The 15,606-nt window shown below is 46.1% G+C and carries 13 protein-coding genes and 2 pseudogenes; 10 read left to right on the top strand and 5 right to left on the bottom strand.

Going from position 1 to position 15,606, the window contains the following annotated elements; translation table 11 throughout:
• Positions 1 to 11: 11 nt before the first annotated feature.
• From KI655_RS20195 to rarD, 3 genes are all read right to left on the bottom strand, one after another.
• Positions 12 to 674: a LysE family translocator gene (locus tag KI655_RS20195; RefSeq protein WP_285408207.1), complete on the bottom strand. Its 663-nt coding sequence runs from the start codon at positions 672 to 674 to the stop codon at positions 12 to 14.
• A 98-nt stretch (positions 675 to 772) separates the two neighbouring features.
• On the bottom strand, positions 773 to 1,567 hold the full coding sequence (locus tag KI655_RS20190) for an AraC family transcriptional regulator (RefSeq protein ID WP_285408206.1): 795 nt from the start codon (positions 1,565 to 1,567) through the stop codon (positions 773 to 775).
• Positions 1,568 to 1,652: 85 nt separating this feature from the next.
• Positions 1,653 to 2,561, bottom strand: a complete 909-nt coding sequence (gene rarD, locus KI655_RS20185; protein ID WP_150895985.1) for an EamA family transporter RarD — start codon at positions 2,559 to 2,561, stop codon at positions 1,653 to 1,655.
• Positions 2,562 to 2,741: 180 nt separating this feature from the next.
• On the opposite strand from rarD, the gene recQ reads away from it, so the two are divergent.
• The 3 genes from recQ (at position 2,742) to KI655_RS20170 (ending at position 5,813) form a co-directional block, all read left to right on the top strand.
• Positions 2,742 to 4,580: an ATP-dependent DNA helicase RecQ gene (recQ, locus tag KI655_RS20180; RefSeq protein WP_032552264.1), complete on the top strand. Its 1,839-nt coding sequence runs from the start codon at positions 2,742 to 2,744 to the stop codon at positions 4,578 to 4,580.
• Positions 4,581 to 4,610: 30 nt separating this feature from the next.
• Positions 4,611 to 4,910 (top strand): DUF3630 family protein, encoded by a 300-nt coding sequence (locus tag KI655_RS20175; RefSeq protein ID WP_150870696.1) that lies wholly within the window; start codon positions 4,611 to 4,613, stop codon positions 4,908 to 4,910.
• A 231-nt stretch (positions 4,911 to 5,141) separates the two neighbouring features.
• Positions 5,142 to 5,813 (top strand): 7-cyano-7-deazaguanine/7-aminomethyl-7-deazaguanine transporter, encoded by a 672-nt coding sequence (locus KI655_RS20170; protein WP_032552267.1) that lies wholly within the window; start codon positions 5,142 to 5,144, stop codon positions 5,811 to 5,813.
• Between the two features lie 507 nt (positions 5,814 to 6,320).
• Here KI655_RS20170 and gppA read toward each other — a convergent pair.
• Together gppA and rhlB are read right to left on the bottom strand one after the other, a co-directional pair.
• Complete coding sequence (gene gppA / locus KI655_RS20165; RefSeq protein ID WP_285408201.1) at positions 6,321 to 7,814, bottom strand: guanosine-5'-triphosphate,3'-diphosphate diphosphatase; 1,494 nt, start codon at positions 7,812 to 7,814, stop codon at positions 6,321 to 6,323.
• 6 nt (positions 7,815 to 7,820) lie between these two features.
• Positions 7,821 to 9,131 (bottom strand): ATP-dependent RNA helicase RhlB, encoded by a 1,311-nt coding sequence (gene rhlB, locus KI655_RS20160; RefSeq protein ID WP_285408200.1) that lies wholly within the window; start codon positions 9,129 to 9,131, stop codon positions 7,821 to 7,823.
• A gap of 111 nt (positions 9,132 to 9,242) precedes the next feature.
• Between rhlB and trxA the strand changes: the two genes are divergently transcribed.
• The 7 genes and pseudogenes from trxA (at position 9,243) to fre (ending at position 15,075) form a co-directional block, all read left to right on the top strand.
• A complete protein-coding gene (gene trxA / locus KI655_RS20155; protein WP_032552270.1) occupies positions 9,243 to 9,569 on the top strand; it encodes a thioredoxin TrxA in 327 nt (108 codons plus the stop codon).
• 196 nt (positions 9,570 to 9,765) lie between these two features.
• The gene (rho, locus tag KI655_RS20150) at positions 9,766 to 11,025 is read left to right on the top strand and encodes a transcription termination factor Rho (RefSeq protein WP_032552271.1); all 1,260 of its coding nucleotides are present in this window, start codon (positions 9,766 to 9,768) and stop codon (positions 11,023 to 11,025) included.
• A 113-nt stretch (positions 11,026 to 11,138) separates the two neighbouring features.
• Positions 11,139 to 12,134 carry a hypothetical protein gene (locus KI655_RS20145; protein WP_285408197.1) on the top strand — a complete coding sequence of 332 codons (996 nt, stop codon included), beginning with the start codon at positions 11,139 to 11,141 and terminating at the stop codon, positions 12,132 to 12,134.
• A gap of 96 nt (positions 12,135 to 12,230) precedes the next feature.
• A pseudogene (ubiD, locus tag KI655_RS20140) lies at positions 12,231 to 13,623 on the top strand (4-hydroxy-3-polyprenylbenzoate decarboxylase); the annotation flags it as partial.
• A 65-nt stretch (positions 13,624 to 13,688) separates the two neighbouring features.
• Positions 13,689 to 14,075, top strand: a pseudogene (locus KI655_RS24205) (3-octaprenyl-4-hydroxybenzoate carboxy-lyase); the annotation flags it as partial.
• Positions 14,072 to 14,341, top strand: coding sequence for a 2Fe-2S iron-sulfur cluster-binding protein (locus KI655_RS20135; RefSeq protein ID WP_032552274.1), 270 nt, complete (start codon positions 14,072 to 14,074; stop codon positions 14,339 to 14,341). The pseudogene KI655_RS24205 and the gene KI655_RS20135, both read left to right, overlap by 4 nt.
• 20 nt (positions 14,342 to 14,361) lie before the next feature.
• Positions 14,362 to 15,075: an NAD(P)H-flavin reductase gene (gene fre / locus KI655_RS20130; protein WP_152469453.1), complete on the top strand. Its 714-nt coding sequence runs from the start codon at positions 14,362 to 14,364 to the stop codon at positions 15,073 to 15,075.
• Positions 15,076 to 15,606 lie beyond the last annotated feature (531 nt).

Raw genomic sequence — 15,606 nt, 5'->3', positions numbered from 1 at the left:
TTGATTCTAATTTAGGCGACCAATGATGAAGCCGATTGCCATAAGATACTTAAACCTATCATGCTAAACAGTGCACCACACAAGCCGTCAATATACACGGTTGCTTCATGCAGTTTCTTCTGTAGCGCTTTAGTAGATAGCATCCAAGCCAACAGTGAAAACCAAAATAGAGATAGGCCAAACAGGATCAGCAGCGCAAAGCCTTTGCCCGACAGAGACATATCTGCAGGGACTAAGCTCGACATCAAGCTGATAAAGAACACTAACGCCTTTGGATTGAGGATGTTAGTGGCAAAGCCTTTAGAAAACGCCTCACGTTTGTTGGTCAGAATAAGATCTTTAGAGTTGAGCGCTTGATTGTCGTCGTCATGACTTTGAATCGTTGCCCATGTTGCTTTAAGAGCGCCGTAGCCTAAGTAAAGTAAGTAGCTACCACCGGCTAACTGGATAATCGCAAATAGGGTTGGTTGCTGGTGGACGAGATAGCTGATGCCCGTCAAGCTTAGTAGCGAGTGAAGTAAGATCCCACACGACAAACCTAGCGCGATGTACAAGCCTGTCTGCCTACCGTGACGTGTGGCATTTTGGACCACAAGCGCAAAATCAGGACCGGGGCTCATTAAAGCAATAAAGTGGATAGAGGCTAGGGTGATAAGGATGGTGATTTCGTTCATTGTCTAATCTCGATAACGCTTAGCTAGATTCTAACTGTTGTTGGTATATGGGGTAGCTTACCTAGATCTCACACAGAGCAATTGTAAATAATCAACACTCAGTTGATTTGTGAAGGTGGGACACCAAAGGTTGTCTTGAACGCCTTTGAGAAATGCGCTTGATCGTAGAAACCAACCTGATGCGCCACGTCAGTACCACACACTCCTGATTTGATGAGCCTCATGCTCTGCTCCATACGCAGACGACTCAGCCAAGCGTAAGGCGTAATGCCCATTTTGTTCTTAAAGTGGCGTTGGAACTGTGTGGTTGATAGATCACATAGTTCAGAGAGCTGCTCTAAACGTACTGGCTGGTCTAGGTTTGCCATTAAATACTCTTTTAGTGTTTCGATAGATTGATTACCTAGTTGAGTCTCGGTTTTGGATCCAAACTTAGCGTAACGATCCACAATCGTCGAAAACCCTTCAAAAGGGAGGCAGTCTTGGGCGAGTTGGCTGATATTTTGATTGATGAGTAAGCCATGCAAGTTGCGTAGTTGTGAAAAAGCGGCGCGATCAGAAAGGATCAGCTCCGAAAAGCTCAATGTGTGACCGTTTTGGTCGGGATCCGCAAGATCTTGAAACCATTGAGGAGATACTGAGAACACGCTTACCTGATAGCCTGAATCTAGTTTTGAGTGACCATCATGCAGCTCATCTGGTGGCATGATTACTACCTGACCCGCTCCCACATGATGGCTAGTACCCTTATAGACGAATTTTTGCTGTCCTTGGGTAATCAAACCAATGTGAAAGTCCAAATGATAGTGGCGCTGAAAGGCAAACTCTTGGTATTGAGCTTGGATCAGGCTGATATCTTCAGTGGGTGTTGAGTAGTAGTGGACTTTATCCATGGTATAAAAAAGCTTGGTTAAATTATCATCAATCCAACCAAGCTTATCTCTGTATTTCTAAATTGTCTTGTAAAAAACGATCACATCACTGTTGAGTGCGTTTGCTTTTTTTGTTGTGGCGCAGTCCATCAAAGCTGAAGATCACCAGTGCGCCCCAAATAAAGGCAAAGGTGATGGCTTTATCTGTCGTAAACGCTTCGCCATATATGAGAACCGCTAATAAGAACATCAAGCTTGGGCCGATGTACTGGAAAAAGCCGAGTGTCGACAGCTTGAGTCGTGTTGCAGCGCCAGTAAAACACAGCAGAGGTAAGGTTGTAACGATACCAGCAGCGATCAGCAGCAGGTTGAGCGTCATTGGGTTCGCTGCTAAGTCCGATGTTGCGCTATCCGCGATAAACAGCAGGTAGATGGCCGCAGCAGGTAGCATCACTAAGGTTTCAATAAATAGGCCGGTCTGTGCTTCGAGGCTGACCTTCTTTCTTAGCAAGCCATAGAAGCCGAATGAGAAGGCGAGAGCAATCGCCACCACAGGGATAGAACCGAACGCGACAATCTGAATCAAGACACCAATCGCGGCTAAGCCAACCGCAAACCACTGCAGCTTTCTGAGACGCTCGCCCAAAAAGATCATACCAAGTACCACATTAATTAACGGGTTGATGTAATACCCTAGACTGGCGTCGAGCATGTGGTTGGCGTTGACCGCCCAGATGAAGATTAACCAGTTGGCACCAACCAATAGAGAGGTAGCAACCAAATAAGTCATTTTCGGCTTGGAGGTCAGTGTGTCGCGAACATTTCGCCAGCTGCGGCCAAGGTGTAGTAGAAAAGCGAGTAAGAAAAAAGACCAAACTACACGGTGACTCAGGATCTCTAACGGAGAAACCTCACTTAACGATTTGAAATATATAGGCGCAATGCCCCACATCGTATACGCACCAATCGCAAGCAAAATACCTTGGCGTGTACGCTGTTGTTGTTCTGGTGTCATGAATTATCTCTGGCACAGAGTGCTTATGAATAAGATTTATAAAGAGAGTTGGTCAGTATAGGAGCGTTAGACCGTTTCACCTAATAATTTGCGGTTTTATTCACCACCATTCCCCTCTACAATGTGTCGCCTCGCTTTACTGCTGAGTGAGCTTATTTAACCCCGCGATTAGGATACCCAATGACCGCTACTTTGATTGCAGAACAAACCACCAATACCACCATCAGCGCTCAAAGCGTGCTTGAGGAGGTGTTCGGCTATCAAGAGTTCAGAGATGGTCAGCAAGAGGTGATCGATATGGCGGTGTCCGGGCAAGATAGCCTAGTGATTATGCCAACCGGTGGTGGTAAGTCGCTCTGTTACCAGATTCCCGCGTTAGTGCGTGAGGGGCTCACATTAGTTATCTCGCCACTAATTTCGCTCATGAAAGATCAAGTGGACCAACTCAAGGCCAATGGTGTGGCGGCTGAGTGCATCAACTCCTCAATGCCACGTGAAGAGCTAATTTCAGTCTTCAATCGCATGAACTCAGGCCAATTAAAGATGGTCTACGTTTCACCTGAACGCGTGTTGATGCGTGATTTCATTGAGCGCCTGCAAGGTTTGCCGCTGTCGATGATCGCAGTGGATGAAGCGCACTGTATCTCACAATGGGGTCATGACTTCCGCCCTGAATACGCATCACTTGGTCAGCTTAAGCAGTATTTTCCTCATGTCCCTTATATGGCATTGACGGCAACTGCGGACGATGCGACGCGTAAAGACATTATTCAGCGCTTGCAGCTGGTGGATCCTCACACCTACTTAGGCAGCTTTGACCGTCCTAATATCCGCTATAACCTGGTAGAGAAGCACAAACCGGTTTCTCAAGTGGTGCGTTACCTTGAAACCCAGCGTGGTAATTGCGGCATCATCTATTGTGGTAGCCGCAAGAAGGTAGAGATGGTTACCGAGAAGCTGTGTAACAACGGTATTCGCGCTGCGGGTTATCATGCTGGCATGGATACAGACGAACGCGCTTATGTGCAAGAAGCGTTTCAGCGTGATGATATTCAGATTGTTGTCGCAACCGTGGCGTTTGGTATGGGCATCAACAAACCCAATGTTCGTTTCGTGGTGCATTTTGATATTCCAAGAAACATCGAATCTTACTACCAAGAGACGGGTAGAGCAGGGCGTGATGGTCTGCCTGCCGAAGCGATGATGTTGTACGACCCAGCAGATATGGGTTGGCTACGCCGTATGTTGGATGAGAAAGATGATGGGCCACAAAAGCAGGTAGAGACTCATAAGCTCAATGCGATGAGTGCTTTCGCTGAGGCTCAGACCTGTCGTCGTCAGGTACTGCTTAACTACTTTGGTGAGTATCGTGAAAAGCCATGTGGCAACTGCGATATCTGCCTTGATCCACCAAAGCACTTTGATGCTACAGAAGAGGCGCAAAAAGCCCTTTCATGCGTGTATCGAGTAAACCAATCTTTTGGTATGGGTTATGTGGTTGAAGTGATGCGCGGTATGCAGAACATCCGTGTACGAGACAATGGGCATGACAAGCTTTCTACCTATGGTATTGGTCGTGACCACAGCCATGACTACTGGATCAGTATTTTCCGTCAGTTAATTCATAAAGGGTTGTTGTTCCAAAACATTACCCGTAATTCTACGTTGCAACTGACCGAAGAAGCTCGTCCACTGCTGCGTGGTGAAATGACTCTAGAGTTGGCAGTGCCACGTCTGGATACTGCTGCGCGCAGCGCGAAGTCCGATAAGCTCAGCAGCAAGAATTACGATAAGAAGCTGTTTGCTAAGCTGCGCAAGCTACGTAAGTCGATTGCCGATGAAGATGGCTTGCCGCCTTATGTTGTCTTCAGTGATGCCACACTGATCGACATGGCGGAAATTTTGCCAACCTCTTACGGTGAGATGCTAGCAGTCAACGGTGTTGGCCAGCGTAAGTTGGACAAATATGCCGATCCGTTCCTTGATTTGATTCAAGAACACATTACCAACCACGGTTAACGTCCCGAAAATTATAAATAGAGAAGTAAAATGGAATTTGGACTGAGAGAATATCTTGCTGAAGAAGGGCGACTGCTGATTACCACGCCAAGCTTTGACTTTGACACTTTTCCTGAGTTAGGAGAGAAGCTAATTGCGCTGCTTTCTGCCAGTGTGATTGAAAAGCAGTGGGATGCGGATATGCACTCTTGGCTGGTGGATTTTGAAGGGTGTCAGTTGTTTCTTAAGTCTGAACATTACAGCGAGTCAGTCTGGTTTGAGTCTCTAAGCCCAGAAGCGAGTCGAGAAGAATTCGATTATCTGGCTTCTCTGTTTAAACGCGGCTTCTAATTTTACTCCCGCCGAATCACTACTGAAATGAAGAAATGTTAGGGGTAAACGTTTGCGTTTATTCCTAACATTGCAGTCAAAATTGATTAATGTATAATCGCCCGCCGCTCAATAGAGCAAAGTTAAACAGATTTTTTATTCACATTATTGGTAAGAGCCTTGTTCATGATAAATGAATAAGTCACTCGATTTGGGTTCCCTCACCCCCAAACCAAACTAAAAAGGTACCGTATGAGTAACTTTACGCCTGCGCAACAGCGCAAAGCTCTAGCCCTGCTAGTTCTATTCCACCTGATCATTATCGCATCAAGTAACTACCTTGTTCAGCTGCCTTTTACCATCTTCGGTATGCATACCACATGGGGCGCGTTCACTTTCCCGTTTATTTTCCTAGCGACCGACCTGACCGTACGTATTTTCGGTGCTCAGTTAGCGCGTAAAATCATCTTCTTGGTGATGTTGCCTGCACTAGCGGTGTCGTACTTTTTATCGGTTGTGTTCTTTGAAGGCCAGTTCCAAGGTTTTGCGCAGCTGGGTGAGTTTAACTTGTTTGTTGCTCGTATCGCAGCAGCAAGCTTTATGGCGTACCTGTTAGGTCAGATTCTTGATGTGCACGTATTTAACCGTCTGCGCCAACTGAAACAGTGGTGGATTGCACCGACATGTTCAACCTTATTCGGTAACGCAATTGATACCATCGCTTTCTTTGCGATTGCTTTCTACCAAAGCCCAGATCCATTCATGGCTGAACATTGGACCGAGATTGCTCTGGTGGACTACGGCTTTAAGTTGGTGATCAGCTTAGGTCTGTTCGTACCGATGTACGGCGTACTACTGAACTACATCGTGAAGAAGCTGACGGCGGTTAACCCTAGTTTTAAAGCAACGGGTGTAAACGCTTAGAGAACGACGATTTATCTATTCAGCGTCCTTTGACTTCCCAGCGCTCTTTAACCTCCAGGTTAAAGGGCGCTTTTTTATTTCTAATGCCTTCTATAACCAATTTGTCCTTCCCTCTATACCTTTCAATATTCTATCTAGAATGTGTTTTTTTCCGTCTAAGTTAATGATAGGTATTGGTTTATATTTTCCTTATATCGTTATTATTGAACGGTAATCCTTTGCTGATGCTGCGCGAGTGTGCGTTTGTAGAATGGCGGCTCTTTGTCATTAGAGGTACGTCATGTTTATCCTTATCACCTTCAAACTCTACTGCGTGTATAGTGATTATCGCCGTAAGAAATGGAAGAGAGCATTCCCCATTCAATCGGATTAATGCCATGGTTCGGAGTCAGCACTCTCGTCATGGAGCGTATGAGTAGAAGTGTGGAAAAGAAGCGGGCAGGGAAGTAAATAAAAAAAGGCCTTCAGTTGTGAAGGCCTTTTGTGTATCTAAAACAAGTGTACTGACTACGACTCAACGATGGTCAGTGGCCAACCAATGTCGGTTTGACGGTTGGCTTCAATCTCGAGCTCGGCTGCGGTAAGCGGATTACTCGCAAGCCACTGCTTATCGATAGTCACTGTTAAGTTATCGCCATCGGCAACAAGCGTTACTTGTGGCTCTAGTTCTGGGTTACGACGGTGAGTTAACAGAATAGCCAGTCTCAACAAGCGCAATACACGCTTAGCGCTGGTGCCTGAAATTGCATGTTGTTCTGGCAGTGATGTTAACTGCTCACGGTAACGACGACTTAGCTCAGCCAGGAAGTGCTTCTGCGCGCGTGTAAAGCCTGGCAAATCGAGATGCTGAAGCAAGTAAGCACTATGCTCACCACCTTTTTTAAAGTCGATAGTGAGGCCAATCTCGTGCAGTTTGGCTGCGGTTTGTAGCATGACGAGAGCTTGAGGCTCTGCAATCCACTCACTGCTGCCAGCCTGTTGGTAAAGAGACTCAGCCAGCAGAGAAACTTGTTCAGCGTACTGAGTATCCATCTGGTAGCGCGATTGAACACTCGCAATCGTGCGTGCGCGAATGTCATCTTGGCGCAGCTCATCGACCATCTCATAGGCTAGGCCTTCGCGCAGTGCGCCACCGGCCAGTGTCATTGAGTCGATCTCTAGCAGTTCAAAGATTGCAATCAGAATAGAAAGGCCGCTTGGGAATACCAAAGCGCGCTCTAGAGTTAGACCTTCTATCTCTAGCTCTTCTAAACGTTCGGCGATCATCGCTTGTTTTTGCAAACGCTTAAGCTTGGCATGAGTGATAACCTCATCCATACCTTGCGCCAGCATGATTTCTTGCAGAGCTTGTACTGTGCCGCTCGCGCCTACACACACATCCCAACCTAGCTTGGTGTAGCTCTCTAGGATTGGCTCTAGTGTCGCTTTAGCAGCATCAATTGCGTGCTCGAAGTTGCTTGCCGTCAGTTGGCGATCTTTAAAGTGGCGCTCAAGCCAAGTCACGCAGCCCATTTTTAGGCTAGTTAGTGCTTTGGCAGAGAAACCTTCACCGATAATCATCTCGGTGCTTGCGCCACCAATATCGACGACTAAACGACGACCGCTACCACCGGAGGTGTGCGCTACGCCTTTATAGATAGTCGCAGCTTCTTCTTCACCAGAGATAACATTAATGTCGTGACCAAGAATCTGGTTTGCTTTTTCTAAGAAAATATCCACATTGGTTGCGGTACGCAGGGTAGCAGTACCCACTATACGGATGTTCTCAGTAGGAATATCTTGAAGTCGCTCAGCAAAGAGACTCAAACAATCCCAACCTCGCTGCATAGCCTCTAAGCTAAGAGCATTATTTTCATCTAAGCCGGCAGCTAAACGAACTTTGCGCTTAATCTTGGCCATGGTTTGGACGCTGCCATCGATATGACGCACAACGAGCATATGAAAACTGTTCGACCCGAGGTCGATAGCAGCGTATAGCGGGGGTGACACTGTTTGAGTCATAGGCGTTTAAGCTTCCTTGTTATGACGCGGCTGGCGTGGGCGACGGTTTTGGTTCGGCTTACGGTTGCCGTTACGAGAACCACCGTTGTTTGAGCGGCGCTGTTGCGGGTTGCGCGTGCGCAGGCGCAATGGTGCTGGCAGATCTTCAATAAGTGCCGAAGCATCGTAGTCAGAAACTGGGATTGCGTGCTCAATGTACTCTTCGATTGTTGGAAGGTTAATTGCGTAATCTTCACAAGCGAAACTGATTGAGTGACCACTTGCACCAGCACGGCCAGTACGACCGATACGGTGAACGTAATCTTCACAATCGTCCGGCAGGTCGAAGTTGAATACGTGAGTTACTTGAGGAATGTGTAGGCCACGTGCCGCAACGTCGGTTGCAACGAGGAGGTCAACTTCACCCTTAGTGAACTGCTCAAGGATTTTTTCACGTTTCTTCTGAGGAACATCACCCGTTAGTAGGCCAACACGGTGACCGTCAGCTGCAAGGTGGCCCCATACAGACTCACACTTGTGCTTAGTATTAGCAAAGATGATTGCACGCTCAGGCCACTCTTCTTCAATTAGAGTTTGCAGCAGTGCCATCTTGTGTTCGTTTGATGGGTAGAACAGCTCTTCTTTGATACGGTGACCAGTCTTACGCTCAGGCTCAACCACAACATGCTCAGGGTTGTGCATGTGCTCAAACGCCAATTCTTGTACGCGGTAAGAAAGCGTCGCAGAGAACAGCATGTTCAGGCGATCTTTTGGCTCAGGCATACGACGGAACAAGAAGCGAATGTCTTTAATGAAACCAAGATCGAACATGCGGTCCGCTTCATCCAGCACAACGGCTTGGATGTGGTTCAGATTAAATACCTTCTGCTTGTAGAAGTCGATGATGCGGCCAGTAGTACCGATCAGAACGTCTACACCGTCTTCTAGCTTAGCTAACTGCTTATCGTAGCTCTCGCCACCGTAGGCAAGTGCCGCTTTAATACCAGTGCTTGCGATAAGAGGTTCAGCATCGTTAAAGATCTGAATCGCTAGTTCGCGCGTCGGAGCCATAATAATCGCACGAGGCTGATTTGGCTTACGACCTTCGTGTTCAGGCGTTTTTAGCAGGTGGTTAAAGGTAGCAGTAAGAAACGCGAGCGTTTTACCAGTGCCCGTTTGGGCCTGGCCTGCGATGTCTTGGCCGGTGAGCAGTACCGGCAGCGCCAAGGCTTGAATCGGGGTACAATATTCGAACCCTTTTTTCTCCAATCCTTCAATGACTTGGGCGTTTAAATCCAAATCGGCGAACTTTTGCTCTGTGATATGCGTCTTTTTCATAGCTATAGAATATCAGCTTAAGCTTGCAATACGAAAGTAAATACATTCCAATAGGGCATCTATTTACTGGTTATCATCCAACCAGTTCTAAAAAACACATTGGAGTGGAAGATGAGTGATAAGATTTTGCAGCTTACTGATGAAGGTTTTGATAACGACGTAATCAATGCTGCAGGCCCGGTTCTTGTTGATTTTTGGGCAGAATGGTGTGGTCCATGTAAAATGATTGCGCCGATTCTTGATGAAATCGCGGACGAGTACGAAGGTAAGCTCACTATCGGTAAACTGAATATCGACCAAAACGCGGGTACACCACCTAAGTTTGGTATCCGTGGTATTCCAACGCTACTTCTTTTCAAAGACGGTGGCGTAGCAGCAACTAAAGTTGGTGCTCTGTCTAAAACTCAACTGAAAGAGTTCCTAGACGCGAACCTATAATAGGCAAGCAATAAAAAGAAACCGTGCAGTTAACAAATGCACGGTTTTGTTTTTTCTAAGCTATAGACTAGGCTTAGTTTTAGTGATAATTTATCGCACGTTAATTGAACAAATTTCTCTTCTTGGTCGATCCTGTGACCGAATCCCTCTTAACTAGAAAACAGATCTTATTTTGACTAAACAAGCATCCACCACAATGAATCTTACAGAACTGAAGAACAGACCTGTATCTGAACTTGTTAAACTTGGCGAAAGCCTAGGCCTAGAAAACCTAGCTCGTCTAAGAAAACAGGACATTATCTTCTCCATCCTAAAAGCACATGCAAAAAGTGGTGAAGACATCTTCGGTGATGGTGTTCTAGAAATTCTGCAAGACGGTTTTGGTTTCCTACGTAGCGCAGACAGCTCATACCTAGCTGGCCCTGACGACATTTACGTATCGCCAAGTCAGATTCGTCGTTTCAACCTACGTACTGGTGACTCAATTGCCGGAAAGATTCGCCCACCTAAAGATGGCGAACGTTACTTTGCACTGCTTAAAGTAAACACGGTAAACCACGACAAACCAGACAACGCTCGTAACAAAATCCTATTTGAAAACCTTACCCCTCTACACGCTAACGAGCGTATGGTTATGGAGCGCGGTAACGGTTCTACTGAAGACATCACAGCACGTGTACTAGACCTTGCATCACCAATCGGTAAAGGTCAGCGTGGTCTGATTGTTGCTCCGCCTAAAGCGGGTAAGACAATGTTGCTTCAGAACATTGCACAAAGTATTGCTCACAACCACCCAGAGTGTGAGCTAATGGTACTTCTAATCGATGAGCGTCCAGAAGAAGTAACCGAGATGCAACGCCTAGTTAAAGGTGAAGTAGTTGCATCGACATTCGATGAGCCAGCATCTCGCCACGTACAGGTTGCAGAAATGGTTATCGAGAAAGCAAAACGTCTTGTTGAGCATAAGAAAGACGTGGTTATCCTACTTGACTCTATCACTCGTCTAGCTCGTGCATACAACACCGTAGTACCTTCATCAGGTAAGGTACTGACTGGTGGTGTTGACGCGAACGCACTACACCGTCCTAAGCGTTTCTTCGGTGCTGCACGTAACGTAGAAGAGGGTGGTAGCTTAACTATCCTAGCAACTGCACTGGTTGATACTGGTTCTAAGATGGACGAAGTTATCTACGAAGAGTTCAAGGGTACAGGTAACATGGAAATCCACTTGAACCGTAAGATCGCTGAGAAGCGTGTCTTCCCTGCAATCGACTTCAACCGCTCTGGTACTCGTCGTGAAGAACTACTGACGAAGAACGATGAACTGCAGAAGATGTGGATCCTACGTAAGATTGTTCACCCAATGGGCGAAATCGATGCAATGGAATTCCTAATCGACAAGCTAGCGATGACAAAAACCAATGATGAGTTCTTTGACGCAATGCGTCGTCAGTAATCTTGACTGATTATTGAGAACCAAGACTAAGCGCTGCCTAAGGGGAGCGCTTTTTATTTGCATTTTTGGTCGGCAGCTTGCAGAATAACCAAAAGTGTTACAAGGAAGTTAAAATGCAACATGGACTGTTGTCGTCATTACTCCTGTCTACTTCACTGTTATTAGCCCCTGTAGGTGCTTCGTATGCTACAGAGATGTCTCCTCAAACAGTCGAAACTTGGCTTGAGAATGACCAAGTAAATCAAAAGACCTCTGAGTTATTAGAGTTAGTGATGCGTGATGAAGTGAACTCACTGCGCTTTGCACTCGAACGCCTTACGTTTCCCCAGCAAGAAGTCGCACGCTATCAACTGCTCAAAAAGCTCGAGCAGCAAAAGATTGTGCTAACACCGAAAATGTCGATCTTCATCGAACAGCAATTAGCGATCACGCCAACCTATCAAGTATTAGAGCGTGGCGATGGCTATGAATTTACGGTTCCAGCCTTTAATTATCCATCTATAGCGAATCGCCTGATTAAACAATTCCGCGCAGACCAAAATACCTTGGTGTTTGTGTTGAACGCTGAAAAGCATGATTTGGAATTGAAAGAGTGGTTATCTGGCCCCGAACATCAAGTTCAGACGCGTGAGGCACTGTTAATCCGCGAACTGGACAGCCTCTCTCCTGAAGCGGTGGATTACCTAGCGAAACAGTTAACCGAGTCGCCAATCGTGAGTTGGTTACCATCGACCGAAGTGGTCGTACGCTTGGCACAAGTCAGCGAAGATCCAGAGGTTTACCAAATTCTGTGGAAGATGAAAGCTGATTATCACAGTCAGGCTGAACTGGTTCGTTTGGCAGGGAGTAAGTCGCCATTTGCTCTTGAACAGGTCATGGCAGCAACTAAGAACCCGAGGTTGAAAGAAGAAGCGATTACTCTGCTGACGAGAGTGAACCCGCTTTCACAAGAGGTGAAAGACTTTTTAGTTTCTCGTATGGCTATTGCTGATGACGCTCCATTGGTTGCTCGTGAGTTGGCCAAACAAGGTCACACGGGTTGGCTACAAGACTTAGTTAACGATAACCCACAAGTTAAAAGCTCTGTAATCCAGAAAGTGCTACCGTAACTGGGTTTTACCTCGCAATAACCTTACTAAAAAGGGGGATCTCAGGATGCCCCTTTTTGATATACTGCTTGCAGATTAATCAGCATTAGAAGCCCTATGAGTTATAAGGATTTACGCGACTTTATCGATCACCTAGAAGGGATTGGTCAGCTAAAGCGCATTTCTCACCCTGTCGATCCCGATTATGAAATGACGGAAATCAGTGACCGCACCCTGCGTGCTGGTGGTCCCGCATTGCTATTTGAAAACCCTATTGGCTATAACATGCCTGTGTTGACCAACTTATTTGGTACGCCAGAGCGTGTTGCTATCGGTATGGGGCGTCAGGACGTTAAAGAGTTACGCGAAGTAGGTAAGCTACTCGCTTATCTTAAAGAGCCAGAGCCGCCAAAAGGCTTTAAAGATGCGATAGAAAAAATCCCAGTCTTTAAACAAGTCTTAAATATGCCAGCTAAGCGCCTTCGTAAAGCGCCGTGCCAAGAGATTGTATGGCAGGGTGATGAGGTTGACCTTGATAAAGTGCCTGTAATGAGCTGCTGGGCAGATGACGTTGCGCCTCTATTAACTTGGGGTTTAACCGTTACTCGTGGGCCAAACAAGAAACGCCAAAACTTGGGTATCTACCGCCAACAGAAGATTGGCAAGAATAAGATCATCATGCGTTGGCTTGCCCACCGAGGTGGCGCTCTCGACCTACGTGATTGGATGGAAACCAACCCAGGTAAACCATTCCCAGTATCGGTCGCGTTTGGCGCTGATCCTGCCACTATTCTAGGTGCAGTAACGCCTGTACCAGATACCCTGTCTGAGTACGCGTTTGCAGGCCTGCTGCGTGGTAGCAAAACGGAAGTGGTTAAATCGGTGAGCAACACCCTTGAAGTGCCAGCCAGCGCTGAAATCGTGATGGAGGGTTACATCGACCCGAATGAGTTTGCTGATGAAGGTCCATACGGTGACCATACGGGTTACTACAATGAGAAAGAGAAACACCATGTGTTTACGATTACTCATATCACCATGCGTAAAGACCCTATTTATCACAGCACCTATACAGGCCGTCCGCCAGATGAGCCTGCAGTATTAGGTGTTGCGCTGAACGAAGTGTTCGTGCCAATTCTGCAAAAGCAGTTCCCTGAAATTGAAGATTTCTACCTACCGCCTGAAGGGTGTTCATACCGAATGGCAGTAGTGACCATGAAGAAACAGTACCCGGGTCATGCAAAGCGCGTGATGATGGGGGTATGGTCTTTCTTACGTCAGTTCATGTACACCAAGTTTGTACTGGTCTGCGATGAGAGTGTTAATGCACGTGATTGGTCTGAAGTCACTGCAGCGATGGCGGAACATATGAGCCCTAAGCGTGACACATTGATGATAGAAAGCACCCCTATTGATTCTCTCGACTTTGCATCTCCAGTTGTTGGCTTAGGCTCTAAGATGGGGCTGGATATCACCAAGAAGTGGGATGCTGAGCTTGAACTGTTTCCTGAAGCTTCTGCTGTAAGTGAAGACAAGCCGGTATGCGAGCAAGCGCTAAAACAGATCAAGCAAGCTCATCCAGAAATCATCGATATCCATCTGCAAAATAACAATAGCAGCATGGTCGTGGTTTCGATTGAGAAAACGAAGGCGCATCATGCAAAAGAGGTGATGGAAACCATCTGGCAGCAGTTTGCTGATAACAAGTTCGTGATTGTGTGTGATGGCGACGTTAATGTTCGTGATTGGAACGATATTATCTGGGCAATCACCACGCGAATGGATCCGGCGCGTGATACGATTTTTGAATCACAATCATCGTTACTCTCTCGTATGGGATTGGACGCGACGAATAAGATTCAAGGTCAAGAGTGTCGACGCGAGTGGGGCACACCCATTACAAAAGATCCAAAGATTGTCGAAAAAGTTGATAGTATCTGGGAACAACTAGGAATCTTATGAGCTACCAAGTAGTCTTGTATCCAGAAAATATCACCTTCGATATAGAAAAAGGGCAAACGGTGTTGGATGCTGCGCTCAACAGCAACATTAACTTCCCCAACCGTTGCCAAGTCGGCGCTTGTGCGATGTGCATGTGCAAAAAACTAGAAGGGCAAGTCAGTTACCACCTTGAGCCAATGCTTACAGAGAAAGAGCAGCAACAAGGGTGGATCTTCGCTTGCCAAGCAATAGCAGAAAGTAATTTAGTCCTGACCTTTGCTGATTAAAGGTCTGTGAGAGGAATAGCATGACAATTAAATGTAAAGTGAAGTCTATCGAGCCGTTGGCGTGTAACACGTACCAGATTCTACTTCACCCAGAAACACCAGTAGCATTTAAAGCTGGCCAATACCTTATGGTAGAGATGGGCGAGAAAGATAAGCGCCCATTCTCAATTGCGAGCAGCCCTTGCCGTCACGAAGGTGAACTAGAGCTACATATCGGTGCCGCAGAACATAACGCTTACGCACTCGAAGTAGTAGAAGCTATGCAAAAAGCGCTAGCAGAAGATGGAGATATCGCGATTGATGCGCCTCACGGTGACGCTTGGGTAAAAGAAGAGAGCGATCGTCCACTATTACTAGTAGCTGGTGGTACGGGTTTCAGTTACGTACGTTCTATTCTTGATCACTGTATCGCCCAGAATAGCCAAAAAGAGATTCACCTATACTGGGGGGCTAAAGATGAGCGCCAGCTTTACGCGAAAGCAGAACTAACTGAGATTGCAGAAAAGCACAGCAATGTTCACTTCGTGCCAGTAGTAGAAGACGCACCAGCAGCATGGAACGGTCAAACCGGTAATGTGCTAGAAGCAATTAACCATAACTTTGAGTCTCTGGCTGATTACGACATCTATATTGCAGGTCGTTTTGAAATGGCAGGCGCTGCAAGAGAACAGTTTACTGAGAAAAAAGATGCGAAACGCGAGCATATGTATGCTGATGCCTACGCATTTATTTAACTAAAAGCGTATTAATTCGTTCAAAAAGAGAGCAGAAATGCTCTCTTTTTTTGGTTTTGATGAACTATTAGACAGTTAACCCCTATTTATTCAATTTTTATGAAAAAGTAGTTGCCAAGTTCTTAGGTATCTCTATAATGCCGCCTCACTGACACGGCAGGCGCCACAAGGCTTCAGCAGTAATCAGTAAGACGAAAATTCAAAAGAAATTAATTTTCAAAAAGTGTTTGACACTGAATGTTAATTCGCTAGAATGGCCGTCCACTTTGAGAGGTAAGCCTCAAAAAAGTAAAGCTCTTTAAAAATTAGAACCTATCAATCTGTGTGGGCACTCGTTGATGAATATCACTAAGTTTGTTTTCGCTTTTATAAGCAAAGGCAAACAGATACTTCGGTATCAAAATGATTTCAATGAACTGAGTGACCAATCGATAATTTATTATCGGCACAGTCAATTCACAGTCACTATTCGTAAGAATAGGGAATGTAATCAGTATTCATTGAGTCACAAAATCTTAAATTGAAGAGTTT

The organism is Vibrio sp. D404a, from assembly GCF_030248535.1.
Classification (GTDB): domain Bacteria; phylum Pseudomonadota; class Gammaproteobacteria; order Enterobacterales; family Vibrionaceae; genus Vibrio.
Note: the sequence above shows the minus strand (reverse complement) of the source record. Positions and strands in the feature narration are given on the sequence as shown.

Bases quoted from the DNA above. Each gene is read 5' to 3' on its own strand.
- KI655_RS20195 (WP_285408207.1), bottom strand. From the start codon at position 674: ATGAACGAAATCACCATCCTTATCACCCTAGCCTCTATCCACTTTATT.
- KI655_RS20190 (WP_285408206.1), bottom strand. From the start codon at position 1,567: ATGGATAAAGTCCACTACTACTCAACACCCACTGAAGATATCAGCCTG.
- rarD (WP_150895985.1), bottom strand. From the start codon at position 2,561: ATGACACCAGAACAACAACAGCGTACACGCCAAGGTATTTTGCTTGCG.
- recQ (WP_032552264.1), top strand. From the start codon at position 2,742: ATGACCGCTACTTTGATTGCAGAACAAACCACCAATACCACCATCAGC.
- KI655_RS20175 (WP_150870696.1), top strand. From the start codon at position 4,611: ATGGAATTTGGACTGAGAGAATATCTTGCTGAAGAAGGGCGACTGCTG.
- KI655_RS20170 (WP_032552267.1), top strand. From the start codon at position 5,142: ATGAGTAACTTTACGCCTGCGCAACAGCGCAAAGCTCTAGCCCTGCTA.
- gppA (WP_285408201.1), bottom strand. From the start codon at position 7,814: ATGACTCAAACAGTGTCACCCCCGCTATACGCTGCTATCGACCTCGGG.
- rhlB (WP_285408200.1), bottom strand. From the start codon at position 9,131: ATGAAAAAGACGCATATCACAGAGCAAAAGTTCGCCGATTTGGATTTA.
- trxA (WP_032552270.1), top strand. From the start codon at position 9,243: ATGAGTGATAAGATTTTGCAGCTTACTGATGAAGGTTTTGATAACGAC.
- rho (WP_032552271.1), top strand. From the start codon at position 9,766: ATGAATCTTACAGAACTGAAGAACAGACCTGTATCTGAACTTGTTAAA.
- KI655_RS20145 (WP_285408197.1), top strand. From the start codon at position 11,139: ATGCAACATGGACTGTTGTCGTCATTACTCCTGTCTACTTCACTGTTA.
- KI655_RS20135 (WP_032552274.1), top strand. From the start codon at position 14,072: ATGAGCTACCAAGTAGTCTTGTATCCAGAAAATATCACCTTCGATATA.
- fre (WP_152469453.1), top strand. From the start codon at position 14,362: ATGACAATTAAATGTAAAGTGAAGTCTATCGAGCCGTTGGCGTGTAAC.